16 protein-coding genes are annotated in these 16,969 nt (G+C 74.0%); 9 read left to right on the top strand and 7 right to left on the bottom strand.

The annotated features are described in order from the left end of the window. The first annotated feature begins 169 nt into the window (after nt 1–169). Nucleotides 170–700: a SigE family RNA polymerase sigma factor gene (locus tag RBH18_RS06145; protein WP_306204962.1), complete on the top strand. Its 531-nt coding sequence runs from the start codon at nt 170–172 to the stop codon at nt 698–700. Further along, the gene (locus RBH18_RS06140; RefSeq protein ID WP_306204961.1) at nt 672–1,850 is read left to right on the top strand and encodes a hypothetical protein; all 1,179 of its coding nucleotides are present in this window, start codon (nt 672–674) and stop codon (nt 1,848–1,850) included. The genes RBH18_RS06145 and RBH18_RS06140 overlap by 29 nt, the downstream gene beginning before the upstream one ends. 147 nt (nt 1,851–1,997) lie before the next feature. Here the strand turns inward: RBH18_RS06140 and RBH18_RS06135 are convergent, their stop codons facing one another. After that, a complete protein-coding gene (locus tag RBH18_RS06135; protein WP_306204960.1) occupies nt 1,998–2,432 on the bottom strand; it encodes a MarR family winged helix-turn-helix transcriptional regulator in 435 nt (144 codons plus the stop codon). Between the two features lie 54 nt (nt 2,433–2,486). On the opposite strand from RBH18_RS06135, the gene RBH18_RS06130 reads away from it, so the two are divergent. The 4 genes from RBH18_RS06130 (at nt 2,487) to RBH18_RS06115 (ending at nt 6,543) form a co-directional block, all read left to right on the top strand. After that, nucleotides 2,487–2,903: an organic hydroperoxide resistance protein gene (locus RBH18_RS06130; protein WP_306204959.1), complete on the top strand. Its 417-nt coding sequence runs from the start codon at nt 2,487–2,489 to the stop codon at nt 2,901–2,903. A gap of 75 nt (nt 2,904–2,978) precedes the next feature. After that, nucleotides 2,979–3,356, top strand: coding sequence for a YciI family protein (locus RBH18_RS06125; protein ID WP_306204958.1), 378 nt, complete (start codon nt 2,979–2,981; stop codon nt 3,354–3,356). Further along, nucleotides 3,353–4,555 carry an RNA polymerase sigma factor gene (locus RBH18_RS06120; protein ID WP_306204957.1) on the top strand — a complete coding sequence of 401 codons (1,203 nt, stop codon included), beginning with the start codon at nt 3,353–3,355 and terminating at the stop codon, nt 4,553–4,555. Before RBH18_RS06125 ends, RBH18_RS06120 begins: the two co-directional genes overlap by 4 nt. Next, nucleotides 4,552–6,543: a S9 family peptidase gene (locus RBH18_RS06115; RefSeq protein ID WP_306204956.1), complete on the top strand. Its 1,992-nt coding sequence runs from the start codon at nt 4,552–4,554 to the stop codon at nt 6,541–6,543. Before RBH18_RS06120 ends, RBH18_RS06115 begins: the two co-directional genes overlap by 4 nt. Nucleotides 6,544–6,564: 21 nt before the next feature. Here the strand turns inward: RBH18_RS06115 and RBH18_RS06110 are convergent, their stop codons facing one another. The 6 genes from RBH18_RS06110 to RBH18_RS06085 form a co-directional block, all read right to left on the bottom strand. Next, nucleotides 6,565–7,224 (bottom strand): M50 family metallopeptidase, encoded by a 660-nt coding sequence (locus RBH18_RS06110; protein WP_306204955.1) that lies wholly within the window; start codon nt 7,222–7,224, stop codon nt 6,565–6,567. Nucleotides 7,225–7,341: 117 nt separating this feature from the next. Further along, the gene (locus RBH18_RS06105; RefSeq protein ID WP_306204954.1) at nt 7,342–8,502 is read right to left on the bottom strand and encodes a winged helix DNA-binding domain-containing protein; all 1,161 of its coding nucleotides are present in this window, start codon (nt 8,500–8,502) and stop codon (nt 7,342–7,344) included. Nucleotides 8,503–8,538: 36 nt separating this feature from the next. Further along, nucleotides 8,539–10,080 carry a tripartite tricarboxylate transporter permease gene (locus RBH18_RS06100; RefSeq protein ID WP_306204953.1) on the bottom strand — a complete coding sequence of 514 codons (1,542 nt, stop codon included), beginning with the start codon at nt 10,078–10,080 and terminating at the stop codon, nt 8,539–8,541. Beyond that, on the bottom strand, nt 10,077–10,532 hold the full coding sequence (locus RBH18_RS06095) for a tripartite tricarboxylate transporter TctB family protein (RefSeq protein ID WP_306204952.1): 456 nt from the start codon (nt 10,530–10,532) through the stop codon (nt 10,077–10,079). Before RBH18_RS06095 ends, RBH18_RS06100 begins: the two co-directional genes overlap by 4 nt. Next, on the bottom strand, nt 10,533–11,546 hold the full coding sequence (locus RBH18_RS06090; RefSeq protein WP_306204951.1) for a Bug family tripartite tricarboxylate transporter substrate binding protein: 1,014 nt from the start codon (nt 11,544–11,546) through the stop codon (nt 10,533–10,535). A 60-nt stretch (nt 11,547–11,606) separates the two neighbouring features. Further along, the gene (locus RBH18_RS06085) at nt 11,607–12,440 is read right to left on the bottom strand and encodes a helix-turn-helix domain-containing protein (protein WP_306204950.1); all 834 of its coding nucleotides are present in this window, start codon (nt 12,438–12,440) and stop codon (nt 11,607–11,609) included. Between the two features lie 74 nt (nt 12,441–12,514). Between RBH18_RS06085 and RBH18_RS06080 the strand changes: the two genes are divergently transcribed. The 3 genes from RBH18_RS06080 (at nt 12,515) to RBH18_RS06070 (ending at nt 16,969) form a co-directional block, all read left to right on the top strand. Further along, a complete protein-coding gene (locus tag RBH18_RS06080) occupies nt 12,515–13,513 on the top strand; it encodes an SDR family oxidoreductase (RefSeq protein ID WP_306204949.1) in 999 nt (332 codons plus the stop codon). Nucleotides 13,514–13,685: 172 nt separating this feature from the next. Then, complete coding sequence (locus RBH18_RS06075) at nt 13,686–15,263, top strand: ABC transporter transmembrane domain-containing protein (RefSeq protein ID WP_306205015.1); 1,578 nt, start codon at nt 13,686–13,688, stop codon at nt 15,261–15,263. Then, nucleotides 15,260–16,969 (top strand): ABC transporter ATP-binding protein, encoded by a 1,710-nt coding sequence (locus RBH18_RS06070; RefSeq protein WP_306204948.1) that lies wholly within the window; start codon nt 15,260–15,262, stop codon nt 16,967–16,969. Before RBH18_RS06075 ends, RBH18_RS06070 begins: the two co-directional genes overlap by 4 nt.

Raw genomic sequence — 16,969 nt, 5'->3', positions numbered from 1 at the left:
CCTGAGGGCGCCGATTCAAGAGCGGATCAGCGTCCCGCAGCATCACCGCGCGACATCGTGGGCCGGTGCGGTCTCTTCCGGGCGATCGGTTGCCCGTCTTTTCTCGGAATCACTGCAACCTGACGGGGGTCGCCACTCCTCTAGCACTCGACGAGAGGAGCACGACCGAGTGGACGCCGAGGCCGAGGAGGCTTTCCGGGAGTTCGTGAGCGCCAGGTTCCCGTCGCTGCGCGCGCTGGCGTACGTCACCTGCGGCGACTGGCAGGCCGCCGAGGACGCGGTCGCGGGGTCGCTCTCCCGGCTCTACCTGCGCTGGGGCAAGGTGGCCTCCCCGGACGCGTACGCGCGCACCATGGTCGTCCGCGCGGCGATCGGGGAGAAGCGCCGGCCGTGGCGGCGCGAGCGGTCGGCCGGTGACGCGTTCCCGGACGTCGCCGGGCCGGATCCGTCGGCGGACGTCGACGAGCGGTTGCGGCTGCGGGCGGCGTTGCGGCAGGTGCCGCCCCGGCAGCGGGCCGCGCTGGTGCTGCGGTTCCTGGAGGGGCTGAGTGTCGAGGAGACGGCCGAGGTGCTCGGCTGCACCGAGGGCACGGTGAAGAGCCAGACGAGCAGGGGGCTGGACACGCTGCGGGCGGTCCTGGCCGACGACGAGCTGCAGGAGGGAGCGGACCGTGTCCTTTCGGGTCGAGGACGTGTTTGAGGCCGTCCAGCACGGCGCGCCCGCGCCGCGGACCAGCACGGACGACATCATCGCGGGTGCGCACCGGATCCGGCGGCGGCGCCGGACGGCCGCGGTCGCGGGGGCGGGCGGTGCGGCCGCCGTCGTGGTCGCGCTGGTGACAGGCTTGACGGGTACGCCGCGGAGCGCGCCCCCGGCCCCGCCCGCCGCCACGGTCACGACCCCGCCCGTCGCCCGCAAGGTGTTCACCCAGCCGGCGGGCTTCGCGGCCGCCCTCGCGTCGTTCCGGATCGGGAAGTACCAGGTCGGCCCGGTGAACCAGGTGACGGCGGGCTACCAGGTGCTGCCCGTCTACCGCGACGGCTACGTGATCGGGGTCGACGACGAGGAGTACCCGCTCGCGGACGCGACGATCACCGTCTACCGGCCGGGCGTCTACGACCCGGCGATGTTCGGGGCGAAGGGCGAGTTCACCACCGCGTACGGTCCCGTCTCCACCGTGGACGTGGGCGGCTCCCGGGCGCTGGTCCGGGATCTGACGTACGCGCTGCCGGATCAGGACGCCATGAAGAAGTGGCTGGCGGGTCGCAAGGACGGCGACCAGGCGGCCGCCCGTGACCTGCCCCAGCTCAAGTACACCCGGACGGCCGTCGCCTGGGAGTACGCCGACGACGCCTGGGCGACCTTCCTGCCGGGCCAGGTCCGCGACCCGTTGACGCGCGCGGACACGCTGGCGATCGTCGCCGGGGTCAGCCCGGCGGCCGGGCGCCCGCTGCGGATGCCGTACACCTTCGGCTGGCTGCCCGGCGGCTGGCAGACGGTGGGCGTGACGCAGAACGCCGAGGGCATGTCCGACGTCGTCTCGCAGGTGGTGCTCCATGACGGCCCGCTGACCCGCGAGGAGCAGGCCGGCCCGGTCGACGACAGCCTGCCCGGCGGGCTGCTGCGGGTCTGGACGGGCACCCCGAAGGGCAGCGCCGAGCGCGACGCGGGTCAGCGGATCACCTGTGACGAGCAGATCGCGAACTGCGTGATGGTGCTCGACCCCGATCACTTCGCCGAGTTCCAGGGGGTCGGCAAGGGCGTCACGGTCAAGGACGCCCTGCGGATCCTGACGTCGCTGAAGCCGGCCCGGGTCCGCGACCAGTCGGCCTGGCCGCGCGCCGAGTGACGGCCGGTCCGGTCGAGCGGCCAGCCGGGCTGGCCGCGAGCCGGGTGACGGTCGGCCCGGTCGAGCGATCAGTCGGCCTGGCCGCGGGCAGAGTGACGGCCGGTCCGGTCGAGCGATCACCCGGCCCGGCCGCGGGCCGGGTGACGGTCACTCCCGGTCGAGGGTGTCGACCAGCAGGTCGAGCACCTGCTTGAGGGCGGCGATCCGCTCCGGGTCGCCGCCGTAGCGCCGGCTGATGCTGCCGGGGATGTCGCACGCCCGGGCGCGCAGCTGCGTGCCGGCGGGCGTGAGGGTCAGCAGGACGCGGCGCTCGTCGGCGCTGTCGCGGACGCGGTCGATCAGGCCGGCCGTCTCGAGCCGCTTGAGCAGCGGGGTGAGCGTGCCGTTCTCCATGTGCAGGCGGGCGCCGAGCTCGCCGACGGTCAGCGGGGTGCCGGCCTCCCACAGCGCCAGCATCGCCGTGTATTGCGGGTAGGTCAGGCCCAGGTCGGCCAGCAGGGGCGCGTATGCCCGGGTGACCAGGCGGCTGGCCGTGTAGAGCGAGAAGCACAGCTGATCGTCGAGCCGCAGCGAGGCAGTCATGTCTTACACGATACTATCGTGAACGATAGTTAGCCTCGAGCGAAGGAGTCCGCCATGCAGGCGATCTACACCGCTGTCGCCACCGCCTCCGGTGACGGCCGCAACGGTCACACCCGGACCGACGACGGCCAGCTCGACCTCGACGTCCGCATCCCCAAGGAGATGGGCGGCCCCGGCGGCGCCACCAACCCCGAGCAGCTGTTCGCCGCCGGCTATGCGGCCTGCTTCCACTCCGCGCTCAAGGGCGTCGCGCGGCGGGCCAAGGTCAGCATCGACAACACCGAGATCACCACCCGCGTCGGCATCGGGTCGATCGGGGAGAACCGGTTCGGCCTGAGCGTCGAGCTGGACCTGCACGCCCCCGGCCTCGACCGGGAGACCGCGCAGCAGCTGCTCGAGGCTGCGCACCAGGTCTGCCCCTACAGCAACGCCACCCGGGGCAACGTCGAGGTCACCCTCAGGGTGATCTGATCCGGGGGACGTGTCGATCGGCGGCATGCCGGGTCGTCATCGTGGTGGAAGGCCCACACCGAGGAGGATGACGACATGCGCTACACGCTGCTGATGCACTACACCGAGCAGACCGACGAGACGCTCGGCGCCGAGGCGATGGCCGAGGGGCGGCGCGCCATGACCGACTACACGGCGACGCTGCACCAGGCGGGCGTGCTGATCGCCGCCGAGGTGCTGCAGCCCTCGGCGGGCAGCACCACCGTCAGCCGGGCGGGCGGGGAGCTGCGGATCCAGGACGGGCCGTTCGCCGACACGAAGGAGCAGCTCGGCGGCACCTTCGTCATCGACGTGCCCGACCTCGACGCGGCGATCGAGTGGGCGGGCCAGGTGCCGGCCGCGACCTGGGGCACGGTCGAGATCCGGCCGGGCGCCATGTACGTGGCCGACGGCGTCTGGCGCCCCAACGCATGAGCGGCGACGCGGCGCGGGCTGCCGCCGAGCGGGTGGCCCGCACCGCGTACGGACGCCTCGTCGCCCTGCTCGCCGCGCCGGCCGGGGACCTGGCGCTCGCCGAGGACGCCCTCGCGGGGGCCTTCGAGCGGGCGCTGAGCACCTGGCCGGGCGCCGGCGTGCCCGCCAATCCCGAGGGGTGGCTGCTGACCGTGGCCCGCAACCGGATCCGCGACGTGTGGAAGTCGGCCGCGCACCGCACGAGCGCACCCCTGGAAGACGCCGCCGGGCACGACGCGGTGACGCCGATCGACGACCTCGACCCGGACGCGATCCCCGACGAGCGCCTGCGCCTGCTCTTCGTCTGCGCGCACCCCGCCATCGACGCCGCCGCGCGTACGCCGCTGATGTTGCAGACCGTGCTGGGCTTCGAGGCCGCCCGGATCGCCACCGCCTTCGCCGTGCCACCCGCCGCCATGGCGCAGCGGCTGGTCCGGGCCAAGCGCAAGATCCGCGACGCCCGGATCCCGTTCACGGTGCCCGACCGGCAGGCGATGCCCGCGCGGCTGCCGGCCGTGCTCGAAGCGGTGTACGGCTGCCACGCCCTCACCTGGGACCAGGGCGACGGGGAGGCGCAGTACCTCGCGGTCACCCTGGCGGCGCTGCTCGGCACCGAACCCGAGGCGTGGGGGCTGGCCTCATTGATCACGCTGTCGCTGGCCCGGGCGGGCGGCCGGGGCGAGCGCTATGTCCCGATCGAGCGGCAGGACCCGCGTACGTGGGATGCGCAGTTGATCGTGGAAGGCGGCCTGCTCCTGCGCCGGGCCGGCAGCGGGCCGCCCGGGCGTTTCCAGCTGGAGGCCGCGATCCAGGCCGTGCACTGCGACCGGGCCCGCACCGGGGTCGTGGACTGGGCGGCGCTGCGGGTGCTCTACACGGCGCTGGTGCGGGTGGCGCCCAGCCTGGGCAGCCGGGTCGCGCTGGCCGCCGTGACCGGGCGCACCGACGGGCCGGACGCCGGCCTGACCGAACTCGCCACACTCGACGCGGCACAGGTGGCGTCGTTCCAGCCCTATCACGCCGTCCGCGCGGACCTGCTCGCCAGGGCGGACCGTCCCGCCAAGGCGGCCGAGGCCTACCGGACCGCGGCGGCGCTCGCGACCGATCCGGCCGTCAGGGACCACCTCGCCGCCCGTGCCGGTGATAGGAATGGCGGGTGAACCCCTTCAACGATCTGGACGCGTACGTACGTCTGCCCCGCCTCGAAGGGCTGCACCTGTCCCCGGACGGGCACCGCCTCGTCGTGGCAGTGGGCACGCCCGCCAAGGACAACTCGTCGTACGTCACCGCGCTCTGGGAGGTCGACCCCGGGGGCACCCGCCCGGCGCGCCGGCTGACCCGCAGCGACAAGGGCGAGTCGGCGGCCGCCTTCACCCCCGCCGGGGACCTGCTCTTCGTGTCCGCGCGGCCGCGGCCCGGCGACGACGCCGAGGAGCCGGGATCCGCGCTGTGGTCGCTGCCGGCCGGCGGCGGTGACGCCCAGGTGGTGGCCGCGCCGCGCGGCGGCGTGCGGCAGGTCGTCGTCGCCGGCGACGGGACGGTCCTGCTCGGGTCGGCCCTGCTGCCGGCGGCGGCGAGCACCGAGGCGGACGCGGAGGCGCGCACCGGGCGCAAGGAGGCGGGCGTCTCGGCGATCCTGCACGAGGAGTTCCCCGTGCGCTACTGGGACCACGACCTGGGACCCGACCGCACCCGGCTGCTGGTCGCCGGCGTCGCGGAGCGGCTGGAGCTGCGCGACCTCACCGGGCACGCGGGCTCGGCCCTGGACGACACCAGCCGGTGGGACCTCGCGCCGGACGGGCGTACCGTCGTCACCACCTGGAGCGTCCCGGAGGCCGGCGGCTCGCGACGGGTCACCCTCGTGGCGATCGACACCGAGTCGGGGGAGCGGCGCACGCTTGCGGACGACCCCGGCCACGACTACGAGGCGCCGCGCATCTCGCCCGACGGCACGCAGGTCGCCTTTCTCGCGCAGCGCCGGTCCACCCCCGGGGAGCCCGGCGACTCGTGGCTGGCGCTGGTGCCGCTGGCCGGCGGCCCGGCCCGCGACCTCACCGCCGGCTGGGACAGGCTGCCCGGCCGGCCACGGTGGACGCCCGACGGCGCCGCGCTGGTCACGGCCGCCGACGACCTCGGCCGCTCGCCGCTGTGGCGCGTCGACGCGGGCACCGGGGAGGTCACGCGGCTGACGCCGGACGAGGGCGCGTACTCCGACGTCGTGGTCTCGCCGGACGGGCGCTGGGCGTACGCGTTGCGCTCGGCGATCGACAGCCCGCCCGCCCCGGTACGCGTGGCGCTGAGCGGTGCCCCCGAGGTGACGCACCTGCCGGGGCCCGCCGAGCCGGTCACCGTCCCCGGACGGCTCGAGGAGATCACCACGACCGCCGCCGACGGCACACCCGTACGCGCCTGGATCGCGCTGCCGCACGAGGCGAGCGCGGAGGCACCCGTCCCGTTGCTGCTGTGGATCCACGGCGGCCCGCAGAGCTCGTGGAACGCCTGGTCCTGGCGCTGGAACCCGTGGCTGGCCGTGCAGCGCGGCTACGCGGTCCTGCTCCCGGACCCCGCCCTGTCCACCGGCTACGGCACCGCGTTCATCCGCCGCGGCTGGGGCGCCTGGGGCGCGGCGCCCTACACCGACCTGCTGAGCCTGACCGACGCCGCCGAGGCCCGGGCCGACATCGACGCCACCCGCACGGCCGCCATGGGTGGCTCCTTCGGCGGCTACATGGCCAACTGGGTCGCCGGGCACACCGACCGCTTCCGGGCGATCGTCACGCACGCGTCGCTGTGGGCGCTGGACCAGTTCTCGGGCACGACCGACGCCTCGTACTACTGGACGCGCGAGATGACCCCCGAGATGACGCTGGCCCACTCCCCGCACCGCTCGGCCGCCTCGATCACCACCCCGATGCTGGTCATCCACGGCGACAAGGACTACCGCGTCCCGATCGGCGAGGGGCTGCGGCTGTGGTGGGAACTGCAGTCGGGCGAGCACCCGGAGCGGCACAAGTTCCTCTACTTCCCGGACGAGAACCACTGGATCCTCAAGCCCGGCAACGTACGAGCCTGGTACGAGACGGTGTTCGCCTTCCTGGCCCAGCACGTCCGCGGCGAGAAGTGGGAGCGCCCGGAGCTGCTCGGCTGAGCTGACAGCCGGGGGCGGGTCCTACGCGGGCATCCGCAACAGCAGCGACCCGCCCCACACCAGCGCGCCGATCGTGCCGGCCAGCAGCACGAAGCTCCACACCGCCGACGGGACGAGAGTGAGCTCGCTGAGCCGGGTCGTGTCGTTCTCCTTGACCGTCCAGTCCCCGCGCGTGGCGTGCAGGATCATCCGCTGCACGGCACCGATGAGCAGGAGCCAGACCCACACGTAGGCGGCCAGCATCAAGTGCTCCTCCCGCGCCTTCGTGGTCACCTGGAAGAGGACCACCAGCAGCGCGGGCACGATCAGCCAGCCGATCAGTCCCCGCAGCGTCGGCAGCATCAGCACCAGGAAAGCCATGCTGGCCCACAGCACCATGACCGGCTCGGTGTGCAACAGAAGCCACGCGGCGAACAGGCCGAACAGCGAAGGCCCCGCGTAGCCCGCTGCCGCGATCACGATGCTGAGCGGCCAGAACGGGATCTCGTGCAGGGTGCCGCCCTGCCCGTCCCGGGTAAAGGTGATCTTGCGGACGGCTCGCAACAGCGCGACGGCGGCCATGGCGTGCCCGCCCTCGTGCGCGACGACGACCACGAACTTCGTGATCGGCCACAGGGGCACGGCGAGGATCCACGCGAGCATGGCCGCGTGCCACATCGCCGTGTCCGTCCCGACCGCCATTCCGGCAGGCTAGGCCGGGTGCGGGCCAGATCGGGATCGGCCGACGGGACCGGCCGTTCCGGCTAGGGTCCGCGGTTCGGACGGGGCGTCGGAACCAGGCCGCGTCCGAAACGGACCCTACGGGGCCCGCATGGCGGGGGAGGCGTAGACGGACGGCACCCGGAAGCCGGCCAGCCAGGCGGTCAGCCGCGCGGCCTCGTCGTCGAGCGCGCGCCGGGCCCGGGCGGAGACCCGCTCGAGCAGCCGCACCTCGACCACCCCGGCGGCGTCCTGGACCCAGCACCCGACGACCCGCCCGTCCACCCAGGCGGTGGACCCGGCGTTGCCGCTGCGGTCGAACAGCGGGTCCCGGTGCGGCCCGAGGTAGAAGTCGCGCTCCTTCCAGCCCATGACGGTCGGGTCCAGGACCGGCAGCAGCGCCGCCCAGTCGCCCGGGCCGGCCGGCTCGGCCACGTCGTCCGGCAGCACCCATCCCGTCCGGCCGCCGTCCAGCGTCACGGCGACCGCGTCGAGCTCGGTCAGGGCCGTGCGGACGGTCGTCTTGGTCGACCCCAGCCACCACACCAGGTCGTCCTCGGTCCCCGGGCCGAAGGTGCGCAGCCACCGCCGCACGATCTCCCGATAGCCCTCCTCCGCCTTCGCGGGCTCGGGATCCGCACCCAGCCAGTGCCGCGTCAGCGTCCAGCGTGGCCGCGACGTGTGCCACCCGCCCGTGTTGGCGCCGCGCATCACCTCACCCGAGGCCCCGAGCTGCGTGAGGATCCGGGACGCCGTCCAGCTCACCCCGGGCGTCACCGCCACCTTCACATCGATCATCGGTACGGCCCGCCGCACCTCCGCCGCGGTCAGCCCCTCCGGCGCCGCGGCCAGCACGTCGAGCACCTGCTCCCGGGCCCGGTCGAGCCACCCCTCGCCGTCCGCGTCGATCCCCGCCTTGACCACGTCCTTGACGATGGCGACCCGCTCGTTGCGCGCCACCCGCGCCGCCGGCCCGCCCCACGCCGCCGCCACCAGATCCCGCGGAAACACGAACAGCGTCCGCCGCATGGCCAGCTGCTTGACCACCGCCCGGTCCTCCTGCAGCGCCGCCGTCACGTCGCCCGCCGTCAGGCCCGTCGCCCGCGCCCAGCTGGAGAGGTAAACCGTCGCCGGCTCGGTCGCGTGCAGCACCGTCATGGCCCGCACGACATCCTCCGCCGTCGTGACCCGGTGCCCGGGCGCCAGCGCATGCCGCGTGGCCAGCCGGGCCCGCCGCTCCTCGTCCGTCACGTGCCGCATGCCGTCATGCTGGCACAGGGGTATGACACAACCGGCTCAGTCGTCCTCGGCGAAGACGAGCTTCCTCGGTTCCTCCTCGGCCGGGCGGCCGCGGAGGCGGGCGATGATGCGCGGCAGGTACGGCACGACGAAGGCGAGGACCGCCAGCGTCAGCAGCGCAGCGGTCAGCGGCCGGTCCACGAAGGTGGTCAGGTCGCCGTTGGCCACCAGGAGGGCCCGGCGGAACTGGACCTCCATCATCGGGCCGAGGATGAGGCCGAGAATGACCGGGGCGATGGGGAAGTCGAAATGGCGCATGCCGAAGCCGATGACCCCGATGGCGTACGCCAGGAAGACCTGGTTGACGCTGCCCGTCGCCGCGTAGACGCCCAGGGTGGCGAAGACGAGGATGCCGGCGTAGAGGATCGGCCGCGGGATCTGCAGCACCTTGACCCAGACGCGGATGAGCGGCAGGTTCAGGACGAGCAGCAGGACGTTTCCGACGTACAAGGAGGCGATCAGGGCCCACACCAGTTCGGGCGAGGTGTCGAACAACTGCGGGCCCGGCTGGAGGTTGAAGATCTGGAAGGCCGCCAGCATGACCGCGGCCGTCGCGGAGGTCGGGATGCCGAGCGTCAGCAACGGGACGAGGACGCCGGAGAAGGCCGCGTTGTTGGCGGCTTCCGGGCCGGCGACCCCTTCGATCGCGCCCTTGCCGAATTCGGCGCGATGGGCGGCGCGGTGCTTCTCCCAGGTGTACGACAGGAAGGTCGGCACGTCGGCACCGCCGGAGGGCAGGGCGCCGAACGGGAATCCGAGTGCCGTGCCCCGCAACCACGGGCCCCACGAGCGGCGCCAGTCGTCGCGGCTGAGCCACGGCGACTTTCCGGGGGTGACCGGTGCGAGGCGAGCGGGCAGCGGGCGGCTCGCGACATGGAGGGTCTCGCCGATGGCGAAGAGGCCGACGATGACCACGACGACGTCGACGCCTTCGAGCAGTTCCATGGTGCCGAAGGTGAAACGGGCCTGGCCGGTGAGCGCGTCGATGCCGACCAGACCCAGGAACAGGCCGAGGATCAGGGACATCAGCCCGCGTACGATCGATCGTCCCACCAGGGCCGTCACGGCGACCATCGCGAGCAGGGCCAGCGCGAAGTAGTCCGCCGCCCGGAAGGTCGTGGCGAGCCGGGCCACCGGCTGGGCGAGCAGGCTGAGCAACAGGGTGGAGATCGTGCCCGCCACGAAGGAGCCGATGGCCGCCGTGGCGAGGGCCGCCTTGGCGCGTCCGCGGCGGGCCATCTGGTGGCCCTCGATCGCGGTCGCCACGGAGGCCGATTCGCCCGGGGTGTTGAGCAGGATCGACGTGGTCGAGCCGCCGTACATGGCGCCGTAGTAGATGCCGGCGAACATGATGAACGTCCCGATCGGATCGTCGAGGCTGAATGTCACGGGCAGCAGCAGGGCGATGGTGAGCGCCGGGCCGATGCCGGGCAGCACGCCGACGAAGGTGCCGAGGGTGACGCCGGCGGCCGCGTACAGCAGGTATTGCGGGCTGAGCACCGTGCCGAAGCCGGACAGCAGATCGCCGAAGACGGTCACAGCGGCAGCACCCCCGCGGGCAGGAAGATGTCGAGCAGCCGCGTGAAGGCGAAATAGATCGCCACCGGCAACAGCACGGCCACCGCCGCGTCGCGCAGCGGATTGCGGCTGCCGAGGACGCGGGCGACCACGAGGACGAAGGCGGCGGCGGAGACGACGAATCCGGCGTACTCGAGGGCGATCGCGAATCCGGCCAGGCTCGCGGCGACCCCGGCCGGGCCCCACCAGTGCGGCCTTTCCTCCGGTTCGTCGCCGGCGGCGCGGAATTGCGAGACCAGGTACGCCGCCGCGACGCCGGCCCACGCCACCGCGACGACCACCGGGGCCAGGCGCGGACTCTGCAGGCCGAGGTCACCGTCGGCCGCCGCGAGCGCCGACCACGTCAATCCCACCCCGGCGAGGACGAGCACCGCGCCGAGAACCACGCCGCCGGTGCGCAGGCGGGTCTCCATTCAGCCGAGCCCGATCTCGGTCAGCACCGTGGTGATGCGCTGGTTCTCGCTCTTGAAGTACGCCTTCGCCTCGTCCCCGCTCCGGTAGAAGTCCTCCCAGCCCTGTTGCTGAAGCGCCGTCTGCCATTGCGGGGACGAGTGCAGCTTGTCGACGAAGGACGCGACTGCTTTCTCGGTCGGCGCGTCGAGGCCGGGCGGGGCGACGACGCCGCGCCAATTCATGAGCTCGACGTCGTACCCCTGCTCCTTGATGGTGGTGGCCGGCGCCCCAGCGCCCACATCGACGCCCGTCGCGCCGGAAACCGCGAGCGCGCGCACCTTGCCGGAGGCCACCAGGTCCTTGAACTCGCTCTGGCCGGACACCGCCGCGGTCAGATCCCCCGAGAGCAGGGCCGCCTTGGCCTCGCCGCCGCCGGAATAGGCGACGTATTTCATCGCCGCCGGATCCGCGCCGGCCGCCTTGCCCAGCAGTCCGACGAGAATCTGGTCGGTGCCGCCCGCGGAGCCGCCGCCCCAGCTGATCGACGCGGGGTCCGCCTTGGCGTCGTCGAGCAGCTGGCGGAGAGTCCGATATTTCGAGCTCGCCGGGACGACCACGATCTCCTGCTCGGCGGTCAGCGTGGCGATCGGCGTCACCTGGTCGAGCGTGACCGGCGACTTGTTGGCGACCACGCCGCCGACCATCACCAGGCCCATGACCATCAGGTGGTGCGCGTCACCGGCGTTCTTGGACACCAGCTGCGCCAGCCCGATCGTCCCGGCCGCGCCGGTGACGTTGTAGACCTCGACGGCCTCGCCCCCGGCCAGCTTGGCGTCGGTCAGGGCCTTCTGCATCGTCCGCGCGGTCAGGTCCCACCCGCCCCCGGGCGCGGCCGGCACCATGAGCTGCAGCGTCTTGGCCGGATAGGCGACGTCACCCGATTCCGTACGCCCGCCCGCGGTGTCTTTCTCGCACCCGGCGGCACCGGCGGCGAGCACCACGGCCAGCCCCGCGGCGACGACATGCTTCCTCACGACCGCACCTCCGCGTTACGTCCATGTTGCAGAGATGCTGCACGCGCGGGCGGGCGCCGGTCACCGTTCCGGTCGTGAAGGTTCTTCTGGTCTTTGTGGTACGGACGCCAGCAGCGTCAGTTTGTCGGCGTCCTCGGTGCCGGGGTCGGCGTGGTAGACGGCGACGGTCAGGTGCTGGGCCTCGGCGACGATCAGTTTCTCCCGGTTGAGCCGGAGGTCGCCGACGAGCGGGTGCCGCAAGCGCAGGACCGCACCCTGCCGGCCGCCGATGTCGTGGCGGCCCCAGAGCCGGCGGAAGCGGGGGCTCTCGCGGGAGAGCCGGTCGACCAGCTCCACGCAGCGGGGGTCGTCGGCGCGGGTGCCCACCGACTGGCGGAACGCGGCGACGATGCCCGTCGTGGCGAGCTCCCAGTCGACGAAGAGGTCGCGTTCGCCCGGGTCGAGGAACACGTCGAGCAGCCGGTTGCCCCCCTCGGCCAGCCGGGGCGACAGGGCCGTCGCGAGCGGGTTGGCGAGCAGCACGTCGAGGTGGCGGCCCTCGACGAAGGCGGGCAGGGGCAGCGCGCCGACCATCTTGCGGACGCCGTCGGGCACGGTCTCGGGGCTCGCGTGCCGGGGCTTCCGCTCGCCGGCCAGCGCGAGGAGGTACGCGACGCTCGCCTCGTCGAGCCGCAGCACGCGGGCCACGGCCTCGAGCACCTGCGCCGACGGGTTACGGTAGCGCCCCTGCTCGAGGCGGAGGTAGTACTCGTTGCTGATGCCGGCGAGCATGGCGACCTCCTCACGCCGCAGCCCGGGCACGCGGCGCACCCCGGCGGCGGTGATGCCGGCCTGCGCCGGGGTCACCAGCTCGCGGCGGGCCCGGAGAAAGTCGCCCAGCGGGTTCGTGGTCACACTTCAAGGTAGCCGGACTACCAGGATCGAGGCGGTACTGCCTGGTTTCCGCGGTGGCGCCGACAGTTACTCATATGCACATTCTGGTCACCGGGGGATCCGGGTTCATCGCGGGGCACTGCATTCTTCAGCTGCTCGACGCGGGACACGACGTTCGTACCACTGTCCGCTCCCTGTCGCGGGAGGCCTCCGTACGCTCGGTGCTGGGTGACGATCCCCGCCTGAGCTTCGTCGCGGCGGACCTGACCCGGGACGAGGGCTGGCCCGAGGCGGTGGCCGGCGTCGACGTCGTGCTGCACGTGGCGTCGCCGGTGCGCCCCGGGCACGTCGAGAACGAGGACGACGTGATCGTGCCGGCGCGGGAGGGCGCGCTGCGGGTGCTCCGCGCCGCCCGGGACGCCGGCGTCCGCCGGGTGGTGCTCACCTCGGCGTTCCATGCCGTGGGCTGGGGTCATCCGCGGTCGGACCACGTGTTCACCGAGGCCGACTGGACCGTGCTGGACGGGCCGGGCGTGGACGCGTACGCGAAGAGCAAGACCCTGGCCGAGCGGGCCGCCTGGGACTTCGTCGCGGGGACCCCGATGGAGCTGGTCACGCTCCTGCCGGTCGCGGTGCTGGGACCCGTGCTGGGCGGCGAGGTGTCCGGGGCCAACCACGTCGTGCAGCGCATGCTGGCCGGGGCGATGCCCGGGTTCCCGCACCTGTTCCTGCCGATCGTGGACGTCCGGGACGTGGCCCGCGCGCACGTGCTCGCGATGACGGTCCCGGCCGCGGCGGGGGAGCGCTTCCTGCTCTCCAACGGGCCGGCCCGGGAGCTGAAGGACATCGGCGCGACGATCCGGACCCGGCTCGGCGCGGCGGCGGCGAAGGTGCCCACGCGTACGGTGCCGAACGTCGTCGTCCGCGCGGCGGCGCTGGTGAATCCGGAGTTCCGGGCCTTCGCCCCCGAGCTCGGCTTCGCGAAGCGCACCTCGAACGAGAAGGCGCGCCGCGTGCTGGGGTGGTCGCCGCGTGATCCGGAGGAGGCGATCGTGGCGGCCGCGCGGAGCCTCGCGCCGGCCGTAAGAGTGTGACTTCCGCCACTCTCGCGACGTTCCTGCTGGTCCGCGGCTTTCGGGCGCCCCATATTGCTTTGTCCTGACGTAGGGGGAGGTTGGCAGAGTGGTCCCCGTGGACACACGGGGACCCGCACGCTTCCTCTGGGCGCTCGGCCGGCAGCTGCGCGGCCGGGTGCTGCTCGGCGCCATGTTCGGCACGCTGTGGTACGTCAGCCTGGCCTTCACGCCGTGGCTGATCGCCCAGGCGATCGATCGGGGCCTCGCCCCGCGCGACCCCGGGGCCCTCGCCGCCTGGATCGCGGTGGTGCTGGTGGTCGGCCTGTCGAGCGCCGGGCTGGGCATCATGCGCCACCGGTCGATGACCAAGCTGCGGCTGGGCGCCGCCCTGCACACGGCCGAGGCGGTCCTGGCCCACGCCACGCGGCTCGGTGCGGCCCTGCCCCGGCGGGTCACCTCCGGCGAGGTGGTGACCATCGGCATCGCCGACGTGTGGACCGTCGGCCGGGCGATGAACGTGGGCGGCGTCGGGGTCGCGAGCGTCCTGGCCTATGTGACGGTGGCGGTGCTGCTGTTCCGGACGTCGCCGCTGCTGGCCGTGGTGGTGCTGGCGGGCGTACCGGTGCTGGGGCTGGTCCTGGCCCCGCTGCTCGCGCGCGTGCAGGCGGCCGCGTCGCGCTATCGCCGGCGGCAGGGTGACCTGGCGGCGCAGCTGGTCGACGTGCTCGGCGGCCTGCGCATCCTCAACGGGCTGGGCGGCAAGGAGGGGCACCTGGAGGCGTTCCGGCGCAGCTCCGCCGAGCTGCGGGAGCTGGGCTACCGGGTGGGGCGCTCGAGCAGCTGGGTCGGCGCGCTCGGCGAGGGGCTGCCCGGCATCTTCCTCGGCGTCGTGGTCTGGCTGGCGGCGCGGCAGGCGGCGGCGGGCGAGCTGACGGCGGGGGAGCTGGTCGCGGTCTACGGCTACACGGCCATGCTGACCATCCCGGTCAACGTGCTGATCTTCTGCGGCTTCGACATCACGCGCGGGCTGGTGGCGGCCCGGCACGTGATCGCCTTCCTGGCCCTGCCGCCCGAGCCGGTCGCCGGGCAGCCCGGGCCGGCCGGACCCGCCGCGCTGCACGACCCGGCCTCCGGCGTCGTCGCGGAGCCCGGCCGCCTGACCGCGCTCGCCGGGGCCCGCCCGGCCGATGCCGCCGCGGTGCTCGAGCGGCTCGGACGCTACGGGCCGACCGACGCCACCTGGGGCGGCGTCCGGCTCGACAGCATCTCCCGCGACGAGGTCCGCGCGCGCATCCTGGTCGCCGAGCACGACGCCGGCCTCTTCGCCGGCTCCCTGCTCGACGTGGTGACCGGCGCCGCGCCGCCCGGGCGCTTCGACGCGGCGATCGCCGCCGCGGCCGCCCACGACATCGGCGCGCCGGAGCACCCGGTCGAGTGGGCCGGCCGCAACCTCTCGGGCGGCCAGCGGCAGCGCGTCCGCCTCGCCCGCGCGTTCCACCAGGAGCCGGAGACGCTCCTGCTGCCCGAGCCCACCTCCGCCCTCGACGCCCACACCGAGGCGGCCATCGCCGGGCGGCTGCCCGCGGCCCGGGCCGGGCGCGCCACCGTCGTCGCCACCACGTCCCCGGCCCTGCTCGACCGCGCCGACGTGGTGCACTACCTGGTCGACGGGCGGGTGGCCGCCAGCGGGACGCACCGCGAGCTGCTCGGCGCCGCCCCGGGCTATCGGCGCCTGGTCGCGCGCGTGTTCGGGGAGGAGGACCGATGAGCACCACGCTGCCCGTCGCCGGCACCCGGCAGGTCGTGCGGGCCGCCGGCCGGCTGATCGCCGCCGACCGCCGGGCCGTCGCCGTCATGATGGCGCTCAACGCGCTGGCCGCCGTCGCCGCGCTCGGCGGGCCCTGGCTGCTCGGCCGGATCATCGACGCCGTCGCCGCGGGCGAGGGCGCCGCCGGCGTCGACCGCCTGGCCGTCGCCGTGCTGACCTGCGCGGTCGTCCGCACGGTCGTGTCCCGCTACGCGCTGCGGATGGGCTACCGCTTCGGCGAGCGCACCGCCGCCCGCATCCGCGAGGGCTTCCTGCGCCGGTCGCTGGGCCTGCCCGCGTCGGTCATCGAGCGCGTGCCCACCGGCGACCTCACCGCCCGCGGCACCACCGACGTCGACGCGGTCGCCACCACCCTGCGCGACGTGCTGCCCGAGCTGCTCGTCGGCTTCGTGCAGCTGGTGCTGATCGCCGTCGCCGTGCTGGTCCTCAGCCCGCCGCTCGGCGCGGTGGGCCTGGTCGGCTTCACCGGCATCTGGTTCATCACCCGGTGGTACCTGCGCCGCGCCCGGGCGGCCTATCTCACCGAGGGCGAGGCCAACTCCGTCATGGCCGAGGAGCTCGCCGCCACGACCGCGGGCGCCCGCACGGTCGAGGCCTTCCACCTGCGCGAGCAGCGCCTGGCCGCCGGGCACGCGGCGCTGGCGGAGACCCGGCGCACCCGGATGGCGACGCTGCGGCTGCGCACGATGTTCTTCCCGATGGTGGAGATGTCCTACGTGCTGCCGGTCGTCCTCATCATGGCCGTCGGCGGCGCCCTCTACTTCCGCGGCTCGGTCACGCTCGGCACGGTCGCCGCGGCGATCCTCTACCTGCGCCAGATCGTCGGCCCGCTCGACAGCATCATGATCTGGATCGAGCAGTTGCAGAGCAGCAGCGCCTCCTTCGCCCGGGTCGAGGGCCTGGCCGCCGTGCCCGCCGAGCCGCCCCGGGCGATCGGCGCGCCGGCCGGTGACCGCATCGAGGTGCGGGGCGTGCGCTACGCGTACGGGCCGGGGCCGGACGTGCTCCGCGACGTCGACCTGACCGTCCGCCCGGGTGAGCGCCTCGCCGTCGTGGGCCTGTCCGGCGCGGGCAAGTCCACCCTCGCCCGCCTCATCGCCGGCGTCGACCGCCCCGGCGCGGGCACGGTCACCGTGGGCGGCGTGCCCGTCGCCGACCTGCCCCCGGACGAGCTGCGCCGCCAGGTCGTGCTGGTCACCCAGGACCACCACGTCTTCCGCTCGACCCTGCGGGAGAACCTCATGGTGCCCGCCCCCGACGACGCGCTGCGCCGCGCCCTCAAGACCGTCGGCGCCGACTGGGCCGACGACCTCGACGCCGACCTGGGCGAGCACCCGCCCGACGGCGGCCAGGCCCAGCAGCTCGCCCTGGCCCGCGTCCTGCTCGCCGACCCCCACACGGTGATCCTCGACGAGGCCACCGCCCTGCTCGACCCGCGCGCGGCCCGCACCGCCGAGCGAGCCCTGGCGGCGGTCCTGCACGACCGCACGGTGATCGCCATCGCCCACCGCCTCCAGACCTCCCACGACGCCGACCGCGTCGCCGTGATGGACGCCGGCCGCATCATCGAGCTGGGCAGCCACGACGACCTCCTCCGCGCGGGCGGCCCCTACGCTGCCCTCTGGCACTCCTGGCACGGCGAGTGA

The sequence above is a fragment of the Actinoplanes oryzae genome, from assembly GCF_030757795.1.
GTDB lineage: Bacteria > Actinomycetota > Actinomycetes > Mycobacteriales > Micromonosporaceae > Actinoplanes.
The sequence above is the reverse complement of the archived record's forward strand: the minus strand, read 5'-3'. Positions and strand labels throughout refer to the sequence as shown.

What these genes read in the sequence shown, in the direction of transcription:
- RBH18_RS06135 (WP_306204960.1), bottom strand. Translation starts at nt 2,432, where the DNA reads ATGACTGCCTCGCTGCGGCTCGACGATCAGCTGTGCTTCTCGCTCTAC.
- RBH18_RS06130 (WP_306204959.1), top strand. Translation starts at nt 2,487, where the DNA reads ATGCAGGCGATCTACACCGCTGTCGCCACCGCCTCCGGTGACGGCCGC.
- RBH18_RS06125 (WP_306204958.1), top strand. Translation starts at nt 2,979, where the DNA reads ATGCGCTACACGCTGCTGATGCACTACACCGAGCAGACCGACGAGACG.
- RBH18_RS06120 (WP_306204957.1), top strand. Translation starts at nt 3,353, where the DNA reads ATGAGCGGCGACGCGGCGCGGGCTGCCGCCGAGCGGGTGGCCCGCACC.
- RBH18_RS06110 (WP_306204955.1), bottom strand. Translation starts at nt 7,224, where the DNA reads ATGGCGGTCGGGACGGACACGGCGATGTGGCACGCGGCCATGCTCGCG.
- RBH18_RS06105 (WP_306204954.1), bottom strand. Translation starts at nt 8,502, where the DNA reads ATGCGGCACGTGACGGACGAGGAGCGGCGGGCCCGGCTGGCCACGCGG.
- RBH18_RS06095 (WP_306204952.1), bottom strand. Translation starts at nt 10,532, where the DNA reads ATGGAGACCCGCCTGCGCACCGGCGGCGTGGTTCTCGGCGCGGTGCTC.
- RBH18_RS06080 (WP_306204949.1), top strand. Translation starts at nt 12,515, where the DNA reads ATGCACATTCTGGTCACCGGGGGATCCGGGTTCATCGCGGGGCACTGC.
- RBH18_RS06075 (WP_306205015.1), top strand. Translation starts at nt 13,686, where the DNA reads ATGTTCGGCACGCTGTGGTACGTCAGCCTGGCCTTCACGCCGTGGCTG.
- RBH18_RS06070 (WP_306204948.1), top strand. Translation starts at nt 15,260, where the DNA reads ATGAGCACCACGCTGCCCGTCGCCGGCACCCGGCAGGTCGTGCGGGCC.